The organism is Paenibacillus qinlingensis (genome assembly GCF_031455095.1).
GTDB classification, from domain to species: domain Bacteria; phylum Bacillota; class Bacilli; order Paenibacillales; family NBRC-103111; genus Paenibacillus_E; species Paenibacillus_E qinlingensis_A.
Genome location: NZ_JAVDSB010000007.1, coordinates 112,757 through 136,996, shown reverse-complemented (window position 1 = coordinate 136,996; position 24,240 = coordinate 112,757). Strand labels below are relative to the sequence as shown.

Sequence of the window (24,240 nt, the reverse complement as noted above, 5' to 3'; positions counted from 1 at the left end):
CATGTAGAAGGTAAGAAATCGCCATCAACGAGCACAGCAATGGCTTACTTGAGTGGCGATTTTTTCAAAACAATAGAAATTATATGGACTTACGTGAAGGAGAGTTGTCATGCTGACAGTTCGAAACTTAAATAAAGTATTTCCTCCGGACATTCAGGTCCTATCGCAAGTGAGTTTTCAAGTAGATGCAGGTGAATTTATTGCCGTAATCGGCAGCAGTGGCAGCGGGAAGACAACGCTTCTTCGTTGTATTAGTCATCAAGAGAAATGGACAAGCGGTCAGCTCATCTATAATTCGAATGATATTACGAAACCAGGTCCATGGGATCGTTTTAAATTAGGCAAAGATTTCGCTTACCTCGAAGAGAAACCTTTTCTAAATCGGAATAAAAGCGCTGTCAAGAATGTGTTGATGGGGAGGGTGTATCAAGCCCCACTTCGGATGGTTACAGGCTTATCATCGAGAAATGAAAAAATCGATAGTATGGAGTACTTAGAGAAAGTTGGTTTGCTGGATAAAGGAGAAAAGAAAGTTGGTCAGCTTAGCGGTGGAGAGCAGCAACGTGTTGCCATTGCAAAAGCATTGATTCTTGGCCCTAAGGTGCTAGTGGCCGATGAGCCGGTATCTGGACTTGATCCGAAGTCTACAGAGTACATTTTGCAAGATTTGAAGTCATTGTGCAAAGACCGGAACATGACGGTTATCGCAACACTGCACAAGGTTGAACTCGCTGAGCGATTCGCAACTAGAATCTGGGGTGTGTCGGAAGGTCGAATCGTATTAGATATTCCAGCTCGACCACTCACATTGAACGAAAAAATGCTTGTTTTTGGTCAAATATGATTAAGGTGTTATTCGTTTGTTTGGGCAATATTTGCCGATCGCCAATGGCGGAAGCCGTGTTTCGTCATCAAGTGAAGGAAGCAGGACTTGAGGCTGTCATCTCCATTGATTCAGCGGGTACTGGAGACTGGCATATTGGTCATCCCCCACATCAAGGTACACGCGATATTCTTGACGCTCATGAGATCAGTTATGAGGGTCTACAAGCGAGGCAGGTTCGTTCAGATGATTTCCATCAATTTACTTATATCATAGCGATGGATGAAAGTAATGTCGTCAATCTGGCATCATTTGCTCCTGAATTAGTGGGAGATACCAAGCACGCAGCTATACATAAACTATTAGAGTTCTCCAGGAATAAACCGATGACGACCGATGTACCGGATCCCTACTATACGGGGAAGTTTCAAGAAGTATATGAGATGGTAGTGGAAAGCTGCAGTCGTTTGCTTGCTTTTATCGTGGAGAAAGAGAAGTTGGTAACAGAGTGACTTAATCATCATAAAAAAGCAAGCTAGAAAAGAGAAAACTCTTGTCTAGCTTGCTTTTTTGACATGGGTTAGTATTGCTGGAAAACAATCGAACATTGTGTTCCACGGTTGAGAGAGCTAGAGAAAGAAATTTTGCCATTCATTTTTTTGATTAAGCTGATGACGACAACAAGTCCAAGACCAGTCCCATGCTCCTTAGTCGTATAGTAAGGCTTGCCCAAGGCGCTTAATTGCTTATCCGTCATACCGACTCCCGTGTCTTCAATCGAGATCTGTACAGCACTGGGATGTTTACATGTACGTAATGACAGCCTGCCGCCATTGGGCATAGCTTCAATTGCATTCTTGACGAGATTGAGTAGGCATTGACGAAGCTTCTGAGACTCACCAAGAATATAAAGAGGTGCTTCACTATCATGCGAGATATCTATCGTAATTTTAAAGTCAATGGCGTAGGGTGTAATAAACCGAATGGTGTGTTCTAGCTCTTCTTTAATATCAAGTTGTTCCTGTAAATTAAGCGATGGCTTTGCAAAGTTGAGAAAATCTGTTAGCAGGCTTATGGCTTGGTCCACGCCGGTTAAAGCATAGTCAACATAACGTCTGCGATCGGTATTTGATAGGTCTGATCTCAGTAGTAATTGAAGAAAACCACGCGTAGAAGTTAAGGGATTGCGGATTTCATGTGAGACGGTAGCAGACAACTCTGCGAGCATGCGATTTTTATCTAAATGAGTGATACGATTGCGCTGCATTTCATATTTGTTAATAAAATAAAGTATAGCGATCATAATCCATAGCGAGATGAAAGCACAACCGATTACATAGCTAGCATATAAGGAAATTGGAGCTAAGACATAGGGTGCGAGGGGCGCATATAAGAGTTCATACACGAGAAGAATGGCCGTTGCATACGTTAGTTTTATCAGCAATGAAGCATGAGTTACACGATTTCGAACTAGAAAGCCGAGAATGAGTAAAAATGTGCTGCTTAGCAAAGCGGGTTCCCAATAATAGTTGAGCACGAACATGCAACCCATATTAAAAACGATCCAGGTCATGATCGCTGGTACGATGCCGACGCTTAAAGTAACAAAGAGCAAACAGACAGGTACTAGTTGTAGTGAGTAGATCAGAGGATCTATGTCCGCAAAGTTCCAGTATAAGAAAATAAAGGTGCCTAGTATGCATGCGAAAAAGAGAGTTAACTGCCGTTCCTTGTGCATGAAATGAGGTGCAATAATAAGGTGTATGAGGGAAGCGCTCAAGATGTAGAAGAGATTATGAAGCTCATTGGCAATGATGAAATGAAGCAAGTACAAGCATCCTTTCCATATATCGACAATTAGGTAATTGTTTCTACATTATCTCACAAATGCAAATTGAATCAAGTAAATTGCCCTGTTTGGAATGCTAAAGATTTGATAAAGACTTATAGTCATTGACGTATAAACCGCTGTATAATAAAGAAAACATAGCTTGCAAACGTTCACAAATTTGAAGGATTTGAAGCCGAGGAGAGATGTGAATGCGGTTGTGCTCACAGGTGTGCGGTGTTGTGTTTAATCCGATTGAAGACGATTATGTAGACGTTTGTGAGGATTGTGAGGCAGGGGAGAGTGACAATGAAGTAGAACGGGAATCGTTTAGTTTTTATTTGGGAAAATGCGGACTGATCATTGATTATTTGCTTTAAATGGCTATTTTAAAAAAAGGTTGATTACCAGCCATTTCTTGTTACAATAATAGTAGATTTATTATTCACACTATTCACTCTATATGCGGTTCATTTTTGAAAGGAGACCAAGCATGGTAACTTTACCTAAATTGAACGATCTCGGCTTTTTCGAGATAAGACTGGAATCCATCGGCGGTCTAGGCGCGAATCTAGCAGGTAAGATGCTGGCAGAGGCAGGAGTCGTTGGCGTTGGTTTGAACGGTGTCAGTTTCTCGTCCTACGGGTCTGAGAAGAAAGGTTCTGCAGTAAAAGCACATATTCGATTTTGTGACATGGATACGAAGATTCGGGACACATCGCCCGTTGAACGACCGCATGTTGTAGGTGTTTTTCATGAATCACTTTCCAAAACTGTAAACGTTATCAGTGGCATCTATGAGGATAGTACCGTGTTAGTAAATTCAACCAAAACACCTGATGAACTGAAAGCGAAGATGAAGCTTCGCGGGGGCACGATTGCAGTTATTGATGCAATTGGCATTTCACTTGAAGAGAAAAACCGCGTTAACATGGCGATGTTAGGTGCTATGTTCAGATTATGTGATTTCCTTGATCCGGATGTCATGCGTGGTGTAATACGAAAGTCTCTTGAGAAGAAATACCCACTTGCGGTCGCTCCAGCTTTGCGGACTTTCGATCGAGGCTTCAACGAAGTGGTTTTCCAAACGTATGCGCTTCCAGAAGGGGAGTCCATGCCAGATTTTGTCCGGTATGATACCCCAGTCTTGGGCTTCGCTACGCAGCCTATCGGTGGTGTGGTTACGAATCCTGGTAATAGTATATTGAAAGATTTAAGCATATCCCGTGCAGGGATGATGCCGCATTTTCATGAAGATAAATGTATTCACTGCGCTTCTTGCGATAATGTGTGTCCTGATTTTTGTTTCGTATGGGATGAGCTCCCTGACAAAAAAGGTCGTCCCCAAATGTTCCTGCAAGGCATAGACTATCAGTATTGTAAAGGTTGTCTTAAATGTGTACAGGCTTGTCCAACCGATGCGCTCTCTAGTGAGCGTGAAGAAGATGGTTATGCTGATCTAAATCGCATGCCTCATCGTTTCAATCTAGCTATAAACTCTTAGAGAGTATTTATGGGAGAAGGGTGGAACTACACGCATGTCCATTGATATTAAGCAGGAATTTGGGGTAGCCAAGGTCGAACAGCGCATCGTGTATGAATCAGGGAATGAGATGGCTGCCTATGCAGCGCATCAAATTAATTATCATGTCATGGGATACTTTCCGATATCACCATCCACGGAAGTAGCTCAATTTCTAGATCTCATGAAGTCCAATGGACAGCATGATATTGTGTTAATTCCTGCCGACGGTGAGCATGGTTCAGCAGGTATATGTTATGGGGCATCAACTGCTGGCGGACGCGTATTTAACGCGACAAGCGCCAACGGTTATTTGTACATGTTGGAGCAAATGCCGGTACAATCCGGAACACGTTTTCCAATGGTTATGAACTTGGTTTGCCGGTCTGTTTCCGGACCGCTGAACATTCACGGCGATCATTCTGATCTTTATTATGCTTTGAATACGGGTTGGCCAATTGTCATGTGTCGTGACCCGCAAGCTGTGTATGATATGAATATTATGGCGCTCAAATTAGCCGAGGATCCTGAGGTGCGCCTACCTGTTATGGTAGCTTCAGATGGTTATTTCACCTCACACCAAAAGCGCAGAGTACAAACATTTGCACATCGGGCTGATGTGCAGGCATTCGTAGGTGAGAAGCCACAGGGCTTCCCAGATACCTTGGATCGCAATAATCCGATTACTGTCGGACCTTATATGAATGAGCCGGATTACATTAATAACTGTTATCAACAGTCGATGGCGATGTATAACGCCGAAGGTGTCTATGACCGTATTCGGCAGGAGTATGCCGAATTGACAGGTCGTGACTATCCGATACTTGAACTATATCGGATGGAGGACGCGGAAGTCGCGGTATTCCTGATGAATTCGGCTTCCGAAATCATCAAGGATGTCGTCGACCAGCTCCGCGAGAAGGGCATTAAAGCAGGATCGATTGCGCCCAATCTGATCCGTCCTTTCCCAGCCAAGCAAATTGCTGAGGCGCTGGCGAACGTGAAAGCGATCACGGTTGGCGATCGCGCGGATTCCTACGGCGGGCATGGCGGCAACATGGTCAATGAAATTAAAGCGGCGCTGTTCACCCATGGGAACAGAGACACGCTTGTCATAAGCCGAATCTATGGCTTAGGTGGCAAAGACTTTTATGCCGAGGATGGGCATAATCTGTTCCAATTCGCCATTGACGCGATGGAAAGCGGCAAGGTTGACGTGCCTTTTGACTATTACGGGCATACGCCTGGAGATCCCTCGAAAACACCGAAGCGGGTATTGACACCAATGAAGTATGAGGATTTGAATACGGGTCTGATCACGGTCACACAAGACGAAAGCACGAGGAAGTTAAATGTTCGTATTCCACCACTGCGTTCCCTAACGAAAAAGCCTAAACGGATTGCTCCAGGGCATGGCGCATGTCCAGGCTGTGGTATTTTCTCAGGATTGGAATTGTTCTTCAAAGGGATCGAAGGCGATATTGTTTCCATTTTCCACACAGGCTGTGCGATGGTTGTAACGACGGGGTATCCATATTCCGCTCATAAAGCTACGTATATCCATAATTTGTTCCAGAACGGCGCAGCCACCTTGTCAGGCGTTGTAGAGATGTTCTGGGAGCGGAAGCGGCGCGGAGAACTTGATCATTTGGGGTTAAAAGACGATTTCACGTTCGTCATGATTACGGGTGACGGCGGGATGGATATCGGAATGGGCCCAGCGATTGGTGCTGCTCTTCGTAATCATAAAATGATTATCCTGGAATACGATAATGAAGGCTACATGAACACAGGTGCACAGTTGTCGTATTCAACGCCAATGGGCCATCGGACATCTACCTCCAATGTCGGAAAGCATCAAGGTGGTAAAGTATTCCATCATAAGGATACAGCACAAATCATGGCCGCAACGCACATCCCGTATGTGTTTACAGGTTCTGAAGCTTATCCGCAGGATTTGGTGAAGAAAGCAGCGAAGGCGCAGTGGTACGCACAGCATGAGGGATTGGTGTATGGCAAAATCCTTATTGCTTGTCCATTAAACTGGCTGTCAGATGACCAAGAGGGCTCTAATATTGTCGGTGCTGCAGTTGATTCCTGTTTCTTCCCGCTGTATGAGGTTGAACATGGGGTAACGTCAATCACTTACAATCCCGAAGATAAGAGTAAGAAGATTCCACTTTCGGACTGGTTGAAAACGATGGGCAAAACGAAACATCTAACAAAACCAGAATATGAAGGCTCGCTGAAATCGTTCGAGACGGAAGTGGAGCGTCGTTGGAATATGCTGAAAGCGAAGCATGAGAATGCGTATTTGTAAGACGGAGTAACCGTACATTACGAAGCACGCATACAAACGAAGGCACATTCCCCTCGTGGTGAATGTGCCTTTTTACGAGGAGGAGAAGAAGAATGCCCTATGTATTACAGCAGAAAGAAACCGAACAAATCTATACAACAACGCTTGTTAACCATTATGGACTAGCTTATTATGGGGTGAAATTCTGGATAGAGCAAGAGGAAGCGAATGAGCAAGCGTACGCCTATTTGGAATCCCAAGCTGTCCAAGATCCAGATAGTTGGCAAGTGATTGAATGGGAAGAGAGCGAGATGAAAATAAGTAATGTCAAGCTTAAAAACTCTTCCGTTTGGCAGTTATTTTGGTCAGGCATAACGCGAAAGCCAGAAGTACGAAAACTGGAAATTTAAACCTAGGTGTCAATAGGCTTGTCGCCTCGCATCCCCTGACAATAATCGCTACCATCCACCTATATTCGCATTTAACCCCCTCAAACTATAATAAGGGTACGAAAGAAAATTTTAACATCATACCCAGTGGAGGGAAAGACAATGAGAAAGTGGACGATGGTTATTGCGGTATGTATGATAGCTTTCATGGCGTTATTACCTAAAGCTGCACAGGCTGCAGATGGCGTAGAAACGAAAGGTCAGATCGTAGCAGGTGTAAGCTTTCGAGACCAACCAAGCACTTCGAGCAAGGTGCTGCGCATGTTGAAGACGAATGAAATCGTAACGGTAACCGAGTATACGACAGCGAATTGGTTTCAAGTTAAGGATGCACAAGGTGTAAGTGGTTACGTATCAACGAATAGCAAATACATAACGATTGTAAGCAACGCGCAAATCAATTATGGCGTAAATTTCCGTACACTACCTTCTTCGGAGGCAAGTTCTGGTTCCAAAGTTATTCGAATGCTTGCCAAAGGTGAAGATGTACTTGTTACGGATAAAGTGAATGATAGTTGGTACAAAGTCATTGATGCGGATGGCATTAGTGGTTATGTGAGCACAAGCTCCAAATACATCACAGCCGATTTCTCGGTTATTAAACCGAATATGCCCGTTGCGGCTGAAATCGAAGCAGTCATTGATGCTGGACAAGTCTACTTAGGAACACCATATGAATTCGGTTCACCTCGCAACGATCCATCGACATTCGATTGCTCAGATTTCGTTCAGACGATGTTCTGGGACGCGCTTCGTTTGTCCTTGCCGAGTGATTCCGCTTCTCAAGGGATGTACGTTCGTTCGGAAGGCACTATCGTGAAGGATTGGACCAAGCTGAAAAGAGGAGATCTTCTATTCTTTAGCAGCTATAAAGGGTCCAAAGCATCGGATTACGACGGGATCAATGTCTTAACGGAGCCGATTACTCATGTTGGCCTCTATTTAGGCAATGGGCAAATGCTTCACACGTATTCCGTTGAATCCGGTGGTGTTCGTGTAGATACGATCGCGGGTAAACAGTGGGATAATCGATTTTTGTATGGCGGCAGTGTTTTAAAATAAGTTGATGGTTCGAACAGGCAATGTATGCCATATACTATAGAAAGAGGCGGGTGCTTGCCTTGAGCATCCGCCTTTTGCATATTGTGTGAAAAGTATAAGCTTTATTTCTATCCTTGATGCTATGGAGAAAAGGAGAGCCTTATCTTTGAAACCTTCGACGACGAACCATCCCCTGGAATTTAGGAACACAACGGAAAGAGGACTTAACCTGGATACCGTGCACGAGCGTATTTTACATTTCATGCGACTTGATCCCGTAGCCACTTATAAATTTATCATTGGTACGGATTGTCAGGTGCACACAGGTCATACAAAATTCATTACCGGTGTAGTGATCCAGCGGCTAGGGAAAGGAGCGTGGGCGTGTTATCGTCAAGTAATTGTACCTAGGGCGCTATACTCAATTAAAGAAAAGCTTTCCATGGAGACTAGTCTGAGTGAGGAAATTGCGATGTACTTTGACGAAAACAAACGACAAGATATGGAAAATATTGTTCTTCCTCATCTCTATCAAGGTGCGACATTCGATATGTTCATACATATCGATGCGGGAGATGACGAGAATAGAAATCGGACGGCGAAATTCGTCCAAGAAATGGTAAGACGCGTGGAATCTGTCGGGATGGTCCCCGTTATTAAACCGGATTGCTATGTAGCTTCTGCTTATGCGAATCGACACTCGAAGAAGCCGCACCGACCAGCTTACGAGGACCATGAGGTGATCGATGGCAGTTTATAGAGCGTGCATACAACCGTTAGCTCCATGGTCAACGCGATCGAGGAGTTGGCGGTTTTATTCACCCTGTATAGAGCCTATGCATGCCATTTTAGAAAGAAGGGTTTCCGCGGTTACTTAGCGAAGTATTGCTGAATGATTGTAGCATTAGGGGGGAATTCCATGAGCAAAACGTTTATAATCGAAGCAGTGATGTTAGCCGTGCATGGCCAGCTCATGCTGCCATCAAAGCCTGTGACTTATTTAATACCTTATACGACTATTCAAGAACTTTACGAGCTGCATAGTAGTCCCGAACCTATTATGCTAGAACTAGAAGATGATGGATTCGTCAAACAAATGATTGGCGAGCTTATAGCCTTCTTTGAAGAATCTTTTAATAAGAAAAAGATAGAGAAAGCATTATCTATGCCATGGGGCAAAAGTCCGCCGTTACCGATTAATGAGCATGTGACTTTGCAAATTGTTTTTGCGATTGATAACGAAGCTTACGGGGATCAATTTGACCCTATTGAAACAGAATTAATTTTGACAGCGATCAAGGAGCAGGCTGAGCTGCTGACAGATCAATTTGACTTTATTGAGCGATTAGTGGAGTTTGCCATACCCGTAGAGGCTTTTGATGTTGAGGATTTTGAGTTCGCGGTTGAAGGCGACAATCAAGTATAAGAAGAGGAGCTGAGACTGAGCATTATGCGAGTTATCGAACAAGAAGATCAATTAGCTTTACTTCCCGCTAATTGGTTTCCAAACCAAACATGGACGCTGCGTGTTGGTGCAGGTGGTATGAATAATACGACACGTTTCGTTGAAGTAGAGGACTGCACGTATGTCCTGCGATTGTATGAAACACATCGAGACCGTAACAAAATAAACTTTGAACATCGTGTATTACTTCAATTAGCTAAAAGGAAAGACGAGCTTCCTTTCGACATTCCGATGCCATTAGAGCTTCCTACGGGTGGGACAGTTGTGACGCTTGGGGATGATGACGGAAAGCTCGCGGCTTTATTTACTTTTACAGCAGGTAGTAATCCAATCGAAATTGGTTTGAGTCAACTGAAAGAAATGGGGAAAGCAGCAGGCCAATTATCCGCTGCCTTAGCTAACATATCAATTGCGGATAAACCGGAGTATGCTCCTTATTATGAAATTGAACATATTCATCCTAGCTGCAAGCCAGATGCGATCCGCGCTTTTGCGCAGCATCCGCCGGAGGCGTTCTTAGCCCAGCAGGAGGAACTTGCTTATATATTTAATCGCTATATGGCCTTATATTCAGCAATTCCAACGATTCGGCAGCTGCCGCATCAGCTCGTTCATGGGGATATTAATGGTTCCAACATGCTGGTGGATGATGAAGGGCGTTTTGTGGCGATTCTAGATTTTGAATTTGTAACGGTCGATGTACGAGTCATGGAACTTGCCGTATGTTTATCCGATCTCATTGATCCCTCGCTTCCAGAAGAAAAGCTTCATGCTAATAGTAAAGCTTTCTATGAAGGATACCGCCAGTTTGTTCAATTACCACAAGATGAAATCAGCATATTACCCTTGTTAATCGAGCTTCGCAGGCTTGATGTGTTCATTCATTTTTTGGGTCGTTACTTAGATGGCGTGGATCCACAGGGCGTACTGGTAGATATCATTCGAAATACATATGAGAAGACCAAATGGCTTCAAACACACAAGGATTTGTTACGTTTTGATCGGATGTAGTCTATTTCACGTGTCCTACTAACCTGAAAGTTAGTAAGACACGTTTTTTTCAGTTCTTTTTTTGTTGATAGCCTTCAACTATACTAGTACATAGGATACGAGCTATTTGCGAAAACTTTAGTGACGATATCATTTATTTGCTAAAAAGGATTTTCTTAGAATGTGAAGGAGGACAATCATGGTCTATCAAGCAAGTTCAACGCGGTATGCAGAAATGAAATATAATCGTACGGGGAAATCAGGGCTTAAGTTACCCGCTATTTCTCTCGGTATGTGGCACAATTTTGGGGGATTAGATTTGCATGAGAACGGACGAGCGATGTTGCTTCGTTCATTTGATTTAGGGATTACACACTTTGACTTAGCCAATAACTATGGACCGCCGCCAGGTTCCGCAGAGGAGCTCATGGGGCGTGTACTTAAGAGTGACCTTGGTGCCTACCGTGACGAACTTATCATCTCGACCAAATCAGGCTACTACATGTGGGAAGGCCCTTATGGTGAGTGGGGCTCTAAGAAGAACATGGTGTCTAGCTTAGATCAAAGTTTAAAAAGAATGGGTCTAGACTATGTAGATATTTTCTACTCTCACCGTCCAGATCCGAACACACCGTTCGAAGAGACAATGGCGGCGTTGGATTTAATCGTGCGTCAAGGAAAAGCGCTCTATGTTGGCCTTTCCAACTATTCAGCTGAGCAAACCAAAGAAGCGGCGTCAATTCTTAAAAGTTTAGGTACTCCGCTACTTATTCATCAACCAGCTTACAGCATGATGAATCGCTGGATCGAGGATGGCTTGCAGGATGCCTTAGATGACTTCGGTGCAGGGAGTATCGCATTCTGCCCACTTGCACAAGGATTGCTCACCAGTAAGTATTTGAACGGGATTCCAGCGGATTCGAGAGCTGGCGGGAAAAGCCAATTCTTAAAAGAAAAAGACATTACGGAAGAAAAGCTGAATCAAATTATTCAACTGAATGAATTGGCTAGCTCTCGTGGACAAAGCTTGGCGCAGATGTCGCTGGCTTGGGTACTACGCGGTGAGCGCGTCACATCCGCATTAATTGGTGCCAGCCGCGTGTCGCAAATTGAGGAGAATGTTGCTGCACTCAAGAATCTCGCGTTTTCTCCTGAAGAATTGGCTGCGATTGAACAAATTCTGAAATAATTTATTGGTTTTCTCATAAAAAGTCAAATACAGAAGAAAATAAACCATAAGGGATTTTTCCTTATGGTTTATTTTATTTCATAAAAATGCTAAGCAACCTTTTTAGTAATTAGATCGTCATATATCCGTAAGGTAAGTAAAAAAAGTAAGTAATAAGAAAGAGGAGACCAAGATGAAAAAAAATAATAAGAAAACAACCATATATACAATGCTTCTATCAACGATGATCCTGTTAACAGCATGTTCTTCAACACAAGAACCAGCGGCAAGTTCCACACCAACTCCTAGTGCTAGTGCGTCATCGAGCCCATCAGCAACGCCTACACCGAGTTCTGTGGCAAGCCCAACTGCGAGTCCGTCTGCGAGTCCGTCTACTACACCAGCACCTTCATCAACAACCACTACGGTTTCGAAACAATTGAAAGATATGCTTGAACTTGCGAAATCAGGAAAAGTTAGCGGCATCCCGTTTGCTGCTACAACTGGACTTACTGACGATGTGGAGAAATCGTGGGGGAAAGCAGATAAGACAGAATCAGCGGGTAGTGGGCTTTACGCAACATACTCGAAGAAAAATGCTGTCATTGGGTTTAATAAGGGAAGTCAAATTATCGATATTCGCTCCAATGATCCGCAGCTGCGTACATTGACATTAAGTCAGATTGAACAAGCATTAGGTAAACCGGCTGATATCAAATTAAATGGGGATGATACCATTTATATCTATACAGCTTCCAAAGCATTTCAGCTTAAATTTATTATTCCCAAATCCACAGGTAAAGTAGATCATATCTCTGTCTTTGATACCGTACATTCGGTCAACAATATGGCTGGGTAATGGTTCAACACTGAGCGTGTGTGGCCAGGTATACTTGACATCTGCCTCTAGCTCGTACTAATGTTAGTGTCAAGAGGTGGAATGGATGAGTAAGAAACAGGATATTATGGCTGCCACGCTCGACTTAATACATGAAGAGGGGTTACAGGCAGTTACCTTCTCCAAGATATTTAAGAGAGCAAATGTAGGGTCTGGCACCATTTACAACTATTTTGCTAACAAGGAAGAGATCGTTAATGCGGTCTATAAAGAGGCGCGGATGCATTTGGGTGAATACCTCGTGCAGGGATTCACACCCGAAGCAAGTCTTTATGAGCGCTTTAAGCGACTTCAGTTGAATCGACTTCAATTCGGTATCGATTTTCCCAAGGAGTTTCTGTTTATTGACAGTTTTTCTTTTTCTCCTTATATTTCGCATGAGTTACGTAACATGGATGATGGCGACAATTCCCGGGAAGTTGTTCTGTCAGTTATCGTTGAAGGGCAGAAGCAAGGAATTTTTAGGGAGATGGAATCTCACTTATCCCATCAACTGATTCACGGTATTATTTCATCCATCCTGAAAGGATATTATGTACAGAAATATCCATTGGATGAAATCCAGATTCAACAAGTTCTAGAGTCATCTTGGAAAGCGCTGCTAGTATAGAAACAGCCATTTGAACGACTGCGAATCGTGGTCACAAAGGCTATTTTTTTTATTGATATATTGGAATAAATATTCCAATATTTCTTGCGAGTAGAAGAAAATTAATCCGGTAACTATAATATCTCAGTAAAATAAAGGGGTATTTAGGTGGATTTAATATTTCGGAATTATTAAGTTGGAATATTAATTCCAAAATATCTTGACGTAAGAGTTCTTCGGAGATATACTAACAATGGAATAAACATTCCAAACACATCTGAAGGAGGCACATGATATGTCTAAAGTATGGTTGATTACAGGAAGTTCACGAGGTTTTGGACGCAGTCTTGCAGAGGCGGTACTTGCTAAAGGTGACCAACTCGTCGCGACGGCCCGCAATACCGAACAATTAGCTGATCTATCTGCACGTTACGGAGATCAGGTAAGGATCGTGAAATTGGATGTGAATCGTTATGATCAGGCTGAAGCAGCTATTCATACAGCTTTTGAAACTTTCGGACGATTAGATGTCCTTGTCAATAATGCAGGTTACGGGAATGTTTCTTCTATTGAAGAAACGTCGATGGAGGATTTCCGTGCACAAATCGAAACGAACCTGTGGGGTGTTATCAACGTAACGAAAGCCGCGCTGCCTATGTTGAGAGAACAAGGTTTTGGTCATATCGTTCAGTTCTCCTCGATTGGTGGCCGAACAGGCGCGCCAGGTCTTGGTGCTTATCAAACAGCCAAGTGGGCAGTAGAGGGCTTCTCCGAGGTATTGTCTAAAGAAGTGGCACCGCTGGGACTTAAGGTCACGTTAATTGAACCAGGCGGCTTCCGCACCGATTGGGCAGGCTCATCGATGCAGCATATCGAACCAAGTGAAGCTTATCGTCAAACAGTCGGTGGACTTCTGAAACATTTGCGCGATAGAACGGGGAAAGAGAATGGCGATCCGGATAAAGCGGCGCAAGCGATTATTACGATGGTAAATGAAGAACATCCACCGCTTCGCTTGTTACTCGGAAGTGATGCTGTTGATATCGCAAACGCGGTAGACGCAGGCAAGTTAGCCGAAACAAAGCGTTGGGAAAAGTTAAGCCGTTCTGCTGATTTTGAACAAAGAAAATTGGATCCAGCCGTATCACAAATGTATAACGAGCTTGAAGAATAAGCTTGCTCCTGTGCATTCGTCCCTATCTTAAACTTGTATAAAAAGTTAGACTTAGCGCAAAGATAAGCAAAAAAACTTATCCAGTTGGATAAGTTATTATAAATATGAAACGGAGATCCTACTATCATGACACAAATTACTATGAATTCAGAAATGGTTACCCTCATTAATGTATTTACGGTTGAACCTGCTAATCAGGAACGTCTCATTGAGTTACTTACCAGAGCAACAGACGTTTCAGTCCGATACGCTCCTGGATTTATCTCTAGCCGTCTTCATCGAAGTGTTGATGGCACGAAAGTAACCATGTATGCACAGTGGGAAAGCGCGGAAGCTTACCAAGCTATGCGAAACGATCCTAAGCCGCTTCCTTATCTACAAGAAGCAATGACGATTGCTACATTTGAACCCGGCATGTATGAAGTGGTTCGAACTTTCGAACCAGCAGGCGATTAAGATTCCGCGCGCTTGTCAATCGCTTCAGACATCGTACGATCCGTGAGATGCGCATAGATTTGCGTGGTCTCAGGGGAGGCATGGCCGAGCTGCTCTTGCGTTTTGTATAAGTCGTTCTGTAAGTAATAATCGGTTGCGAATGAATGCCGCAGTTTATGTACAGAAAGATACGGTTTCCCAAACCTTTTTGCATATTTAATGACAAGTTCTTGAATCGCTCGTTTCGTCATACGTTCGCCTTCTTTTTTGCCATTGGCCATGGCAATGAAGAGGGCTTTTTCTTTTTTGGCTGGCTTGTAACGCGATGAGCGAATAGCCAAGTAATCCGTAATGGTTTGTATGGCATCAAGTCTAAAATAGACCGGTGTTTTGAAAGTGTCGTCATTTTTACCTTTTCGGTACACGTGGACAAGCTTTAATTTCATATCAATATCATCGACATTCAAATTAAATACCTCGGAAACACGAAGCCCCGAATTTAGAATAAGCGTTACGATACAGGCATCCCTTACTTTGTTTAATTCATATGCGTAAAGTGCTTGTTTATTTGTTGCGACATCGTGTCCATAACCTTCCTTCAAATAAGCAATGAACTCCGCAATTTCTTCCTCTTGCAACAGCTTGCCTTCCAGTTTCGCCGCGCTGTCTTTTGCCTTGTGTGCACGCTTAATCTCTACCTTAGCCATCACATTGCGCTTCAGGAGCGGGTAGAAGTTATCATCCTCAGCAATTTGACTCAAATAATGAAATAAGGATCGAAGCGCAGATAGCTTGCGGTTGATCGTTGTTTTACCATTAGCTTGTGCTTTACGAGTAGCAAGGAACATGCGAAAATTATTAACGCTGTCCATATGTAATCGCTCTAAGTCCTCGAGAGGAACTTGATTCATGGCAGTTGCTGTACTTAACCCCTCCGCGAGAAGCCAGGATAGAAATATTTCATAATCGCGAACATATTCGAGCAGGGATGATGGGGATAGATCAGGTAGTTTGTAATTAATGAATTTCTCAATATACCACGGCATCGATGGTACGCGACGATCTAACTCATGACGGTCTTTAACTTTAATTATATTCATAGCGGTTCACCTCATAAGCGTCTTGCTGTTAGTATACCAGTGCATTCTCGAAATTGGTAGAGATAGGAATCAAACTATTTTAGACCCTGAGACGTCTTAGCTACAACACGATTACCTGCGCGGTAAAAGGAGCGTCATCAACGACATGACTAAGAATAGGAAGCTAGAAAACGAGTTAATTGCCTGCATCACTGAACATAAAGAGAATGTGTATCGGCTTGCCTACAGCTATGTGAAAAATCAAGAAGATGCCCTAGATATTGTGCAAGAGGCGATTCAAAAGGCATTGGCCGGGTCTGATGCATTGAAAAGCCAAGCGGCAATCAAGAGCTGGTTTTACCGAATAGTCGTCAATACCTCGCTTGATTTCTTGCGTAAACATAAGAAGCTAACCGTGATGGATGATGTATCCATGGAAGCTTTGACGCCTGGGAGTGAAGATGCCTATACGAATATTGATTTGCAGCGGGCGCTGGATGATCTGCCAACGATGTATCGCAGTGTGATTACGCTTCGATATTTTGAGGATTTGAAGATCGATGAAATCGCGGATGTGCTAAAAGAAAACTCGAGTACGATCAAGACGCGGCTCTACCAAGCCCTTAAGCTTTTACGGATAAAAATGAACGATGATAAGCTTGTGGAGGTAAACTAACCATGGACGAGAAGCTAGAGAAGATGAAACAAACCTATATGGAGATTCCAATCCCAGATGAACTCGATTTTATTGTCAATCAAGCCATTAACCAACATAGAAAAAAGTCTAAAACCAATCTGAAGTGGCTACCAGTAGCTATCACTGCAGCGGCTATCCTATTCGTAGCAGGTCTGAATACGAGTGCAGCCATGGCACAATCCTTATCTGACCTACCTGTCGTAGGCAAATTGATTAAAGTGCTGACCTTTCGTGAATATCACTATGATGACGGTGCAAACAAAGCGAATGTTGAAGTTCCCATCATAACGAATCTGGAGAACAAGACATTAGAAGAATCCTTAAATACAAAGTATTTGGAAGAGAGTAAAAAGCTCTACACGAATTTCATGAATGACATTGCTCAGATGAAAGCTAGTGGATTAGAGGGACATCTAGGCGTAGATAGTGGTTATATCGTAAAAACGGACAATGATCAGATCTTCTCGGTGGGGAGGTATGTCGTCAATACAGCCGCTTCATCGTCAACTGTTTTCCAATATGACACCATTGATAAGAAGAATCAGTTGTTAATCACTTTGCCGAGCTTATTTAAGGATGACGGCTACATTCAGGTAATTAGTGACTATATTAAAGCCCAAATGAGACAACAGATGAAGGATGATCCCGCTAAAGTGTATTGGGTAGAAGGTGTTCCGAATGAGGTGAAGTTTAACTTTACGTCCATAAAAAAAGATCAAAGCTTCTACTTGAATAAAGACGGCAAGCTTGTCATTGTTTTTCAGAAATATGAAGTTACGCCTGGTTTTATGGGGGGGCCTGAGTTTGTAATTCCGACCAACCTATTAGCGGCTCAGTTATCTACACATGCTTATCTTTTGCCCGAATAAAATTGGACTCCATTGCCTACATTAATTGGGTATGCAAAACATCAGCTGGGGGTATTACCATGCCGCAACAACAAAAGGAACTTGGCTTAGCGCAAATTAAGGATGTTGCCCAAAAAGCAGAGCAAGCAGCGGAACAAACATTGCAAGTTGCACAACAAATCTATTCGCAGGCTACCGCTGCGGCACTCTCAGAAGCTGAACAGCAAGTAGAGGATCTCCAAACACAAATCAAGCAAGCGCAGCAAAAGACGGAAGAACTGAAGGAAGAAATGAAATCACAAAGCGAGTCAACTCAGTCATAGCAAGCAGGTAGCCCCACTTCTGTGGGGTTTTCATGCTAACGAAGGAGGAAACGATATGCCGCGACGTCAAAGTGGTCCCCATACGATAGATCCGAATAAAGCGATGATTCAAGCCGTGCATTATGAAGATGGGAGTATAGAGGCTGTCAAATTTCAGAATGGTCAAGTGGTGGATGTCCAGACGGCAATTGAGATGACCGAGGCAGATTTGATCGAGGATGCCAACACAGGTGTGAATCGAAAAGGTGAAAAAACTTTGCGTTCGTATCCAGATGGAGATCCTAGCAATAATTTATCGAATTTACCTCGATTTTAGCTGGCATCGTTCATGAGATAGGAAGCTGTTTACCATCGGTGAACAGCTTTTTTTGCATTAAAAAAGCTGCTGAGGGTCTCAGCAGCTGTGAATGCGATTGCAGTTTTACTTTTTGAAATAGCCGCCAACATAGTTGTAGATGACGCCAAGCGCACCGATGTAGTAAGCGATTTTGATAAGGTAATCGGTATGATCGAGCGGCATCATGTTGGAAAGCAAGAATAGAGGGAAAACAAAATACAAAAGGTCTTTCAAGTAGGATGTAACCGTAGCGCTGGAAAAAGTTCCTGCTGAGAACGATTTGAACAAATCTACTACAAAGCTAAGACCCATGACCCCTAAGACAAGCCACATAGTATAAAGCATTAAACCCGATAGTGTAAGTGCCATGTCTGATTCACCTCCACATACGAAGATTTGCTTTCAATCTATCATATGCAGCGATGTGACAAGTCGTGCAAGGTAGTCATAAATTTATAAGCTACGTGTGCATCGTATTTCGAAAAATAAGCGGAGATACACCTACATATTTCTTGAATATACGTGAAAAGTAGAAGACATCATTGTACCCTAATGAAGCAGCAATTTCCTTGACGGACATTGTCGTGTTCAACAAAACATTTTTGGCTTCCGCCATTTTCATTCTATGCATATAGGTATTTAGCGGATAACCGGAATATTCGCTAACGATTCTACGAAGGGTAGAAAGGGAGATATGGTGTCGCTTCGCAATACTTTGCGCGTCAAAGGGTTGATATAATGAATGACTGAGCTCATCAATGAGATTAATGAATTGCTGCGTCTTCGTCGTCTCCGTGGTGGCTTCTGCACGTTGAATAAATTCAAATAATAGGGACTCTACAAGAAGTGCAGCCCGATCAATATTTGAAGGAATGCCGCTTTCCATCCCCATGAAAATGCGTTCGATCCGATTAAGCTGAGTCGTATCCTCGTAGCCAACCTGCTTCACTTGATCTATTTCGGTTAGCCAACTGTTCTGCCATTCCTCTACACGGCTGCCTTCTACTGTGAAGTAATATTCATCCCAGTATCCGCCTGGATCTGGGCCATATTGATAGACTTGATTCGGACGAAAGAAGAATAGGCTGCCACTTTCGACTTTCTGCACCGGCCCGTCATTGACACGGTAAGTCCCCTTGCCTCCTGCGATATACACAATTGCGAAACTCTCGAACTTGGCATCTTCCCGATACATAATCCGACCTGGCAAATGGCCCACATGACGAATGCGAAGAGATTGCAGCTTTAATTTACTGGCATCAATAGGTAAAGTGATGATTCTTAGTGGATAGGGACTAATTGTATTGTCCATGAATCTAGGCATAACATACATTCCTTCCGAGCAAACTCCGTGGTATGATGTAATTTTCATTATAAAGGGAGCATTCATACATCCATAACCAGTTTACCAAAAATTCGTTTAGAAAGAGAGCACAACATGTCATGACAACCGCGCTTAAACGATTATTATTAATGAGCGTCAGCTCTGGTATTATTTTTAACTACATGGGTATCTTTATTAATCTGTTTATATGGGAAAAAGGGAATCAAATCTTCGATGTAGCGTGGTTTAATTTGATCATGTTTCTAGTTTGGGGAGCCGCCTTCATGTTTGGTGCGAATCTGTTATCCAAGCTCACGATAGGGTCGGTTATGCGGGTTGCGGCCATTGGAGCAGGTGTCACTTTCATCCTTCTATCTTGGGTACATTTTGAACCTAAGATGCTTTATATTACTTTGATTGCTATTCCAGTTGGCATTACGAACGGTCTTTATGGCTCTGCGCAAAATATGGGGATCTCCCTTTTTGGAAAAGGGAAGGAGTTTTCCGCGTTTTTTTCCGCGATAAGTGTCATTGGTCAATTGATTTCCTTCATTAATCCTTTGCTATTCGCAGTGATTATAAAGTGGATGGGTTTCACAGCATCCTTCTTCATTATGTTCATCTTCATCGGACTGATGATAGTCACATCCTATTTTGTTCCTCTGATTTCATTAAAAGAAGCCAATGAACCTGTGTTTCGTAAGTTTCGCTTGGGTCAAGTATTCTCGACACCCCAGTTGAAATGGATGATTCCTTCGCTGGTTGCCGGCGGATTTTTCATTCAGTTTCAGGGGATCTTCTCATTGATCTTTACCTTCTCAGTCACGCAAGATAAACTCAACATCGCCTTGCTGCAAATTATGTATACATCCTTCACGATTGGTTGTGTATTTGTATATCGTCGCTTCAGTCGTACGCGTCAGATCAGTGATAACAAATGGTTAACGTTTGGCATGGGGGCAGCGGCAGCAGGATTTTTGCTAGCTTTATTCCCTACGCCGCTGATTTTGATCTTGTCCAACATCTTAACGACGATCGGATTGTTTTTCTTCGCTACGATTTGGAGCTCGCGACAATTTATGATGACCTATCAATTAGAACCCATTCATCAAACGAGAGTTATGGTATGGCGGGAGCTTATCTTGGTGATTTCACGTATGTTCCTGTTGGCGTTGATCCTCGGAATACAAGACTTTAATGGATTCGTCTTCAAGGCTGTCATGATCTTTAGTTTCTCAAGTGTCTTACTGATCCCGTATTTTTCTAAAAAAAGCGATGAAACCGTGGAAAAGACGGTTAGGAAAGCCGTGGAATCTTAGAATTCCCGCCTGAATAAATTGTTTATCGAGATGGGGTAGAAGGGGAAACTATGGTATAATAAATCACACTATGGCATGAAAGCAGGCGACACACGCAGCATGAATGGACAAAATCGAAAAGATGTTATGCCCGGTAAAGAAGTGAATATCGTGTTAAAGCAAGACCAGCGAAGCGGGAAACTTACACGCGGGATAGTGAAGGATTTATTGACGAACTCACCCACTCATCCTCATGGTATAAAAGTAAGACTCACAGATGGCCAAGTTGGTCGCGTGAAAGAAATTATTACGCCGTCCAGCTGACGGAACATGGAGGAGAATTGGGGATGGCAAAAGCAAAAGTAGCGAAACGGCCAACGCGTGACGAGTTCGTATTAGAGGAGATCGGGAACCAGCTGTCAGAAGCAAAGATGGAGAATTCTGAGATTGTGTTAACCGTGTGGGGACGTGAAGAAACCGTACGAGGTACAATTGCAACGATGGATTCACGTACGGGCAGAGTACATATGGATTGCAATGGCGAGCTGGACAAGGTGCCGTTCATGGATATTATGAAGGTGGAATATCCACGGGATTAAGAAGATGATCTTCTAAAATGATTCCAACATTACGCTTATTCTTTAACTCTAAAGCCAGTGTAAGAATGGTGGGCTTAGCGTGTGAAGAATAAGCGATTTTTTCATCGAAAAAATTGCACTAAATCTATATTTAACGCAATTTAGCTTGTAACGGACGGAGATTAACAGCATGGACACTAGTTTAACGTTTGATGACGAGTATTTGGAGCTTTTTGACTCCTGGATGAAAGACCAGGGGTTCACAAAACGAACGCAGCAAGCTTACCTTGGGGATGTTCGTTTATTTCTCGCAAGTCTCGGTGAGAAGGAATTACCAGCAATTGCTGCGATTGATATTATGCGCTTCCTGACGAAGATGCGTCAGGGCGGGGCAGGGGATGCGGCGAGGAATCGGTACCTCTCGTCGATCCGCACTTTTTTTACAGCGCTAGTGGAGCTGCAGATCGTCGTGCATAATCCCTCGAGTACTGTGAAGAAATCGAAGGTTGAGAAGAATCCAGTTCCGACCTTTTTGAGTGAGGAGCTGCTGTCTGTATTTTTGCAATCCATCGAAGGGAAATATCAGATTCGGAATGTTGCAATGTTTCTATTAATGAGCTATGCAGGTTTGCGGGTCAGTGAGCTTCACCGTCTGAATATGTCCGATTTCAATCGGGGCACGAATTCATTAATGGTTCTCGGGAAAGGGCGTAAGTGGCGTGTGATCCCGCTCCCGAATGAGATTGTTCAGGTGCTCCAGCGGGCACTTGAAGAGCGTATGGAAGCGAGGAATGGGGCTGAGCAGCCTTTCTTTGTCTCCCAATTCGGTCGACGTATAAGTATTCGAATGATTCAAACGATTGCCGAGAAACATTTCGGCCAATTGAAGGGTCAGTACATCGAGTTGCAGGGCAAGTCGTTCTCGAGTCACAAGCTGCGACATACATTTGCCACGATGCAAGTATTAGCTGGGACGGATATTCGAACGCTGCAGGAGCTGCTCGGACATGCGAGCATTCAAACGACGCAGATCTATACGCACGTAGGAGATAAACAAAAGCAGGATGCGATGAATCGGGTATCAGCGTTCATACCGATTGGTATGGGGATTTAAGTGACATAAATGACTAAAATTATGCATATAAGGCAAAGGAGAGACTTTCCATTTCTAAATGATGTTCTGTCTAGGAGGCTGAAGTATGGCAATACGACCCCCCATATTGCAAAGTGGAGATACCATTGGCATTGTGACGTTAGGAAGTCCACTGGACGCAAGCACGATAGATGCTAGGCTCCAGACGCTTAAAAATATGGGTTTCAACGTAGTTGTGGGGAAATACGCGTATGCGTATGGTGGGATTGTTGCGGCTACAGCTCAGCAGCGAGCAGACGACCTGATGGAGATGTTTGCGAATCCGAATGTGAAGATGATTCTGCCCACAAGAGGGGGAACCGGGGTTAAAGATATTTTGCCCAACTTGGATTATCCATTCATTAATCGCAATCCGAAAATTGTCACAGGGTACAGTGATATTACGATTTTATTAAATGTGCTGTACCAGTTTGCTAATTTAATTACATTTCAAAGCCTGCTGCTCATTGATTTTAAAACGAGTACACCCGCTTATAATTTCGACCAATTTTATACGGCGACATCCACACTTATGAGTCCGAGACTCATTCAGAATCCGCCTGATATGCCACTAACTAGCTTGGTAAAAGGAGTCGTACGAGGGCAAATCGTAGGCGGTAACCTCACATCGTTCGTAGGTACATTGGGGACGCCATTCGAAGTGAATACAAAGGGGAAGATCATCTTCCTTGAAGAGACACATGAACCATCGAATGCGGTGTATCGCTATCTGACGCAACTCATTATGGCTGGGAAATTCCGTGATTGTGTCGGTATCGTCATGGGGCAGTGTACGAATTGTACAGTTTCATATGCCACAACATACCAGGATTTAATTGTCGGATTAATCGCGCCGTTAGGGAAGCCGCTTCTTACGAACTTGAGCTCAGCCCACGGCTTTTATAAAGCTGCGATTCCGATTGGAGCGCTAGCTGATCTCGATACGTTCAATAACACGCTCACCATTATTGAGCCTACAGTCAGTTCTTAGATAAAAAGGGAGAAAAGCCGTCGGCAGCAACCGCGGCTATTTCTCATCCTTAGTTGATTAGGCGACGTGCTCCCCAATAATGCTCATCATAGTAAGACGTGCCGAATAGCGTACTGATTTTTACTTCTCTTGTTCCCATTGTACCGGCTTGAAGCATTTGGTTATTGCCTAGATAAATACCTACATGGGAAACGCCAGCTGTATAGGTTCCTTGTAGGAAAACGAGGTCGCCTTTTCGCAGATTACTTTTCTCCACAGGCGTTCCTAATTGACTTTGTAAGGCTGCGGAATGAAGCAGGTTAAAGCCATGCATATTAAACGCGTATTGCACAAAACCAGAGCAATCAAAAGCAACATTTGGCGTGCTCCCACCAAAAACATAAGGGACGCCAAGCTGTTTCATCCCCGTTGCAATGATCGCATCAGCTTTCACTTCCCAGCTTTGTTTCTGAAAAACCTTAGTGGGGATAGAAATGATAACGCCTTCATAAATGTTTTGCGAATCAACTTTCGGATTACTTGCAATAAGCTCAGACAGTGGCACATGAAACTTCTGTGAAATAGACCAGAACGTATCGGAATCCGTGGCTATGTAAGTACTTGATGGAGCTGCTTGCGCCATACCACCGAACATAAGACTAGTAGCGACAACCGTTGTTAGAATCAGTTTTCTCACTGTTTTCCTCCTTGATGTCTTTATGTGTACGTACACATTCTATCAAAATGAAGAAATAGAGAATATGATCAAAATATGGATATCCAAAATACACCAATAATTTGTTTACATAACATTAATTATGTAACATAATCAGTAACTGACTTTACACTATGTCAAATCCAACAGCTAATTTAGGAACAGAATGTATAATGAAAATGAATGAAATCCTTATATAATATAACATATAGGGTTATTAATACTGACAGAAAGATAACGTAAGTGTACATGGATAGA

At 43.2% G+C, this 24,240-nt stretch carries 29 protein-coding genes; 24 read left to right on the top strand and 5 right to left on the bottom strand.

All coding sequences use genetic code 11. The annotated features are described in order from the left end of the window. Positions 1-109: 109 nt before the first annotated feature. Together J2736_RS19380 and J2736_RS19375 are read left to right on the top strand one after the other, a co-directional pair. Positions 110-844, top strand: coding sequence for a phosphonate ABC transporter ATP-binding protein (locus tag J2736_RS19380; protein WP_310500245.1), 735 nt, complete (start codon positions 110-112; stop codon positions 842-844). Then, entirely contained in the window at positions 841-1,335 is a 495-nt protein-coding gene (locus J2736_RS19375; protein WP_310500244.1) for a low molecular weight protein-tyrosine-phosphatase, read from the top strand. The genes J2736_RS19380 and J2736_RS19375 overlap by 4 nt, the downstream gene beginning before the upstream one ends. Before the next feature lie 68 nt (positions 1,336-1,403). Here the strand turns inward: J2736_RS19375 and J2736_RS19370 are convergent, their stop codons facing one another. Next, positions 1,404-2,651 (bottom strand): HAMP domain-containing sensor histidine kinase, encoded by a 1,248-nt coding sequence (locus J2736_RS19370; protein WP_310500243.1) that lies wholly within the window; start codon positions 2,649-2,651, stop codon positions 1,404-1,406. A 212-nt stretch (positions 2,652-2,863) separates the two neighbouring features. On the opposite strand from J2736_RS19370, the gene J2736_RS19365 reads away from it, so the two are divergent. From J2736_RS19365 to J2736_RS19305, 13 genes are all read left to right on the top strand, one after another. Next, the gene (locus J2736_RS19365; RefSeq protein WP_310500242.1) at positions 2,864-3,031 is read left to right on the top strand and encodes a hypothetical protein; all 168 of its coding nucleotides are present in this window, start codon (positions 2,864-2,866) and stop codon (positions 3,029-3,031) included. A gap of 113 nt (positions 3,032-3,144) precedes the next feature. Then, positions 3,145-4,155: a 2-oxoacid:acceptor oxidoreductase family protein gene (locus J2736_RS19360; RefSeq protein ID WP_310500241.1), complete on the top strand. Its 1,011-nt coding sequence runs from the start codon at positions 3,145-3,147 to the stop codon at positions 4,153-4,155. Between the two features lie 34 nt (positions 4,156-4,189). Next, positions 4,190-6,493, top strand: a complete 2,304-nt coding sequence (locus tag J2736_RS19355) for a thiamine pyrophosphate-dependent enzyme (RefSeq protein ID WP_310500240.1) — start codon at positions 4,190-4,192, stop codon at positions 6,491-6,493. 92 nt (positions 6,494-6,585) lie between these two features. Next, positions 6,586-6,882, top strand: coding sequence for a hypothetical protein (locus J2736_RS19350; protein ID WP_310500239.1), 297 nt, complete (start codon positions 6,586-6,588; stop codon positions 6,880-6,882). Positions 6,883-7,023: 141 nt separating this feature from the next. Beyond that, a complete protein-coding gene (locus J2736_RS19345) occupies positions 7,024-7,983 on the top strand; it encodes a C40 family peptidase (RefSeq protein ID WP_310500238.1) in 960 nt (319 codons plus the stop codon). A 145-nt stretch (positions 7,984-8,128) separates the two neighbouring features. After that, positions 8,129-8,722, top strand: a complete 594-nt coding sequence (locus tag J2736_RS19340) for a ribonuclease H-like YkuK family protein (RefSeq protein ID WP_310500237.1) — start codon at positions 8,129-8,131, stop codon at positions 8,720-8,722. A 159-nt stretch (positions 8,723-8,881) separates the two neighbouring features. After that, positions 8,882-9,388: an ADP-heptose synthase gene (locus J2736_RS19335; RefSeq protein WP_310500236.1), complete on the top strand. Its 507-nt coding sequence runs from the start codon at positions 8,882-8,884 to the stop codon at positions 9,386-9,388. Positions 9,389-9,412: 24 nt separating this feature from the next. After that, positions 9,413-10,438 (top strand): phosphotransferase, encoded by a 1,026-nt coding sequence (locus J2736_RS19330; protein ID WP_310500235.1) that lies wholly within the window; start codon positions 9,413-9,415, stop codon positions 10,436-10,438. A 178-nt stretch (positions 10,439-10,616) separates the two neighbouring features. Beyond that, positions 10,617-11,606 (top strand): L-glyceraldehyde 3-phosphate reductase, encoded by a 990-nt coding sequence (mgrA, locus tag J2736_RS19325; protein ID WP_310500234.1) that lies wholly within the window; start codon positions 10,617-10,619, stop codon positions 11,604-11,606. A gap of 172 nt (positions 11,607-11,778) precedes the next feature. Next, complete coding sequence (locus J2736_RS19320) at positions 11,779-12,444, top strand: YjgB family protein (RefSeq protein ID WP_310500233.1); 666 nt, start codon at positions 11,779-11,781, stop codon at positions 12,442-12,444. 85 nt (positions 12,445-12,529) lie between these two features. After that, complete coding sequence (locus tag J2736_RS19315; protein ID WP_310500232.1) at positions 12,530-13,093, top strand: TetR/AcrR family transcriptional regulator; 564 nt, start codon at positions 12,530-12,532, stop codon at positions 13,091-13,093. Positions 13,094-13,367: 274 nt separating this feature from the next. Next, positions 13,368-14,246 carry an oxidoreductase gene (locus J2736_RS19310; RefSeq protein ID WP_310500231.1) on the top strand — a complete coding sequence of 293 codons (879 nt, stop codon included), beginning with the start codon at positions 13,368-13,370 and terminating at the stop codon, positions 14,244-14,246. 126 nt (positions 14,247-14,372) lie between these two features. Then, positions 14,373-14,702 (top strand): antibiotic biosynthesis monooxygenase family protein, encoded by a 330-nt coding sequence (locus J2736_RS19305; RefSeq protein ID WP_310500230.1) that lies wholly within the window; start codon positions 14,373-14,375, stop codon positions 14,700-14,702. Here the strand turns inward: J2736_RS19305 and xerS are convergent. Next, positions 14,699-15,781 carry a tyrosine recombinase XerS gene (gene xerS / locus J2736_RS19300; RefSeq protein ID WP_310500229.1) on the bottom strand — a complete coding sequence of 361 codons (1,083 nt, stop codon included), beginning with the start codon at positions 15,779-15,781 and terminating at the stop codon, positions 14,699-14,701. The two genes, J2736_RS19305 and xerS, sit on opposite strands and share 4 nt — an antisense overlap. 145 nt (positions 15,782-15,926) lie before the next feature. Here xerS and J2736_RS19295 point away from each other — a divergent pair, with 145 nt between their 5' ends. Genes J2736_RS19295 through J2736_RS19280 form a run of 4 tightly spaced genes read left to right on the top strand, consistent with a single transcriptional unit; the run spans position 15,927 to position 17,944 of the window. After that, on the top strand, positions 15,927-16,436 hold the full coding sequence (locus tag J2736_RS19295) for an RNA polymerase sigma factor (RefSeq protein ID WP_310500228.1): 510 nt from the start codon (positions 15,927-15,929) through the stop codon (positions 16,434-16,436). A gap of 2 nt (positions 16,437-16,438) precedes the next feature. Beyond that, on the top strand, positions 16,439-17,326 hold the full coding sequence (rsiV, locus tag J2736_RS19290) for an anti-sigma-V factor RsiV (protein ID WP_310500227.1): 888 nt from the start codon (positions 16,439-16,441) through the stop codon (positions 17,324-17,326). Between the two features lie 59 nt (positions 17,327-17,385). Further along, positions 17,386-17,628, top strand: coding sequence for a hypothetical protein (locus J2736_RS19285; protein ID WP_310500226.1), 243 nt, complete (start codon positions 17,386-17,388; stop codon positions 17,626-17,628). A 55-nt stretch (positions 17,629-17,683) separates the two neighbouring features. Continuing rightward, entirely contained in the window at positions 17,684-17,944 is a 261-nt protein-coding gene (locus tag J2736_RS19280; protein ID WP_310500225.1) for a DUF3892 domain-containing protein, read from the top strand. 105 nt (positions 17,945-18,049) lie between these two features. On the opposite strand, the gene J2736_RS19275 is transcribed toward J2736_RS19280, so the two are convergent. Together J2736_RS19275 and J2736_RS19270 are read right to left on the bottom strand one after the other, a co-directional pair. After that, positions 18,050-18,334 (bottom strand): hypothetical protein, encoded by a 285-nt coding sequence (locus J2736_RS19275; protein WP_310500224.1) that lies wholly within the window; start codon positions 18,332-18,334, stop codon positions 18,050-18,052. A gap of 91 nt (positions 18,335-18,425) precedes the next feature. Beyond that, positions 18,426-19,277 (bottom strand): AraC family transcriptional regulator, encoded by an 852-nt coding sequence (locus J2736_RS19270; RefSeq protein WP_310500223.1) that lies wholly within the window; start codon positions 19,275-19,277, stop codon positions 18,426-18,428. 131 nt (positions 19,278-19,408) lie between these two features. Here J2736_RS19270 and J2736_RS19265 point away from each other — a divergent pair, with 131 nt between their 5' ends. From J2736_RS19265 to J2736_RS19245, 5 genes are all read left to right on the top strand, one after another. Next, positions 19,409-20,608 carry an MFS transporter gene (locus J2736_RS19265; protein WP_310500222.1) on the top strand — a complete coding sequence of 400 codons (1,200 nt, stop codon included), beginning with the start codon at positions 19,409-19,411 and terminating at the stop codon, positions 20,606-20,608. 99 nt (positions 20,609-20,707) lie between these two features. After that, positions 20,708-20,911, top strand: a complete 204-nt coding sequence (locus J2736_RS19260) for a YwbE family protein (protein WP_310500372.1) — start codon at positions 20,708-20,710, stop codon at positions 20,909-20,911. A gap of 23 nt (positions 20,912-20,934) precedes the next feature. Next, complete coding sequence (locus J2736_RS19255) at positions 20,935-21,186, top strand: YolD-like family protein (RefSeq protein WP_310500221.1); 252 nt, start codon at positions 20,935-20,937, stop codon at positions 21,184-21,186. Between the two features lie 169 nt (positions 21,187-21,355). Further along, positions 21,356-22,279 (top strand): tyrosine-type recombinase/integrase, encoded by a 924-nt coding sequence (locus tag J2736_RS19250; RefSeq protein WP_310500220.1) that lies wholly within the window; start codon positions 21,356-21,358, stop codon positions 22,277-22,279. Between the two features lie 85 nt (positions 22,280-22,364). Continuing rightward, the gene (locus J2736_RS19245) at positions 22,365-23,288 is read left to right on the top strand and encodes a S66 peptidase family protein (RefSeq protein WP_310500219.1); all 924 of its coding nucleotides are present in this window, start codon (positions 22,365-22,367) and stop codon (positions 23,286-23,288) included. Positions 23,289-23,337: 49 nt separating this feature from the next. On the opposite strand, the gene J2736_RS19240 is transcribed toward J2736_RS19245, so the two are convergent. Beyond that, a complete protein-coding gene (locus J2736_RS19240; RefSeq protein WP_310500218.1) occupies positions 23,338-23,964 on the bottom strand; it encodes a C40 family peptidase in 627 nt (208 codons plus the stop codon). Positions 23,965-24,240 lie beyond the last annotated feature (276 nt).

Excerpts from the sequence above, each read along its gene's own strand:
- J2736_RS19380 (WP_310500245.1), top strand. The coding sequence starts at position 110 with ATGCTGACAGTTCGAAACTTAAATAAAGTATTTCCTCCGGACATTCAG.
- J2736_RS19350 (WP_310500239.1), top strand. The coding sequence starts at position 6,586 with ATGCCCTATGTATTACAGCAGAAAGAAACCGAACAAATCTATACAACA.
- J2736_RS19360 (WP_310500241.1), top strand. The coding sequence starts at position 3,145 with ATGGTAACTTTACCTAAATTGAACGATCTCGGCTTTTTCGAGATAAGA.
- J2736_RS19330 (WP_310500235.1), top strand. The coding sequence starts at position 9,413 with ATGCGAGTTATCGAACAAGAAGATCAATTAGCTTTACTTCCCGCTAAT.
- J2736_RS19365 (WP_310500242.1), top strand. The coding sequence starts at position 2,864 with ATGCGGTTGTGCTCACAGGTGTGCGGTGTTGTGTTTAATCCGATTGAA.
- J2736_RS19295 (WP_310500228.1), top strand. The coding sequence starts at position 15,927 with ATGACTAAGAATAGGAAGCTAGAAAACGAGTTAATTGCCTGCATCACT.
- xerS (WP_310500229.1), bottom strand. The coding sequence starts at position 15,781 with ATGAATATAATTAAAGTTAAAGACCGTCATGAGTTAGATCGTCGCGTA.
- J2736_RS19245 (WP_310500219.1), top strand. The coding sequence starts at position 22,365 with ATGGCAATACGACCCCCCATATTGCAAAGTGGAGATACCATTGGCATT.
- J2736_RS19345 (WP_310500238.1), top strand. The coding sequence starts at position 7,024 with ATGAGAAAGTGGACGATGGTTATTGCGGTATGTATGATAGCTTTCATG.
- mgrA (WP_310500234.1), top strand. The coding sequence starts at position 10,617 with ATGGTCTATCAAGCAAGTTCAACGCGGTATGCAGAAATGAAATATAAT.
- J2736_RS19285 (WP_310500226.1), top strand. The coding sequence starts at position 17,386 with ATGCCGCAACAACAAAAGGAACTTGGCTTAGCGCAAATTAAGGATGTT.
- J2736_RS19305 (WP_310500230.1), top strand. The coding sequence starts at position 14,373 with ATGACACAAATTACTATGAATTCAGAAATGGTTACCCTCATTAATGTA.
- J2736_RS19310 (WP_310500231.1), top strand. The coding sequence starts at position 13,368 with ATGTCTAAAGTATGGTTGATTACAGGAAGTTCACGAGGTTTTGGACGC.
- rsiV (WP_310500227.1), top strand. The coding sequence starts at position 16,439 with ATGGACGAGAAGCTAGAGAAGATGAAACAAACCTATATGGAGATTCCA.
- J2736_RS19355 (WP_310500240.1), top strand. The coding sequence starts at position 4,190 with ATGTCCATTGATATTAAGCAGGAATTTGGGGTAGCCAAGGTCGAACAG.
- J2736_RS19320 (WP_310500233.1), top strand. The coding sequence starts at position 11,779 with ATGAAAAAAAATAATAAGAAAACAACCATATATACAATGCTTCTATCA.
- J2736_RS19315 (WP_310500232.1), top strand. The coding sequence starts at position 12,530 with ATGAGTAAGAAACAGGATATTATGGCTGCCACGCTCGACTTAATACAT.
- J2736_RS19265 (WP_310500222.1), top strand. The coding sequence starts at position 19,409 with ATGACAACCGCGCTTAAACGATTATTATTAATGAGCGTCAGCTCTGGT.
- J2736_RS19260 (WP_310500372.1), top strand. The coding sequence starts at position 20,708 with ATGAATGGACAAAATCGAAAAGATGTTATGCCCGGTAAAGAAGTGAAT.
- J2736_RS19335 (WP_310500236.1), top strand. The coding sequence starts at position 8,882 with ATGAGCAAAACGTTTATAATCGAAGCAGTGATGTTAGCCGTGCATGGC.
- J2736_RS19250 (WP_310500220.1), top strand. The coding sequence starts at position 21,356 with ATGGACACTAGTTTAACGTTTGATGACGAGTATTTGGAGCTTTTTGAC.
- J2736_RS19280 (WP_310500225.1), top strand. The coding sequence starts at position 17,684 with ATGCCGCGACGTCAAAGTGGTCCCCATACGATAGATCCGAATAAAGCG.
- J2736_RS19255 (WP_310500221.1), top strand. The coding sequence starts at position 20,935 with ATGGCAAAAGCAAAAGTAGCGAAACGGCCAACGCGTGACGAGTTCGTA.
- J2736_RS19375 (WP_310500244.1), top strand. The coding sequence starts at position 841 with ATGATTAAGGTGTTATTCGTTTGTTTGGGCAATATTTGCCGATCGCCA.
- J2736_RS19275 (WP_310500224.1), bottom strand. The coding sequence starts at position 18,334 with ATGGCACTTACACTATCGGGTTTAATGCTTTATACTATGTGGCTTGTC.
- J2736_RS19270 (WP_310500223.1), bottom strand. The coding sequence starts at position 19,277 with ATGGACAATACAATTAGTCCCTATCCACTAAGAATCATCACTTTACCT.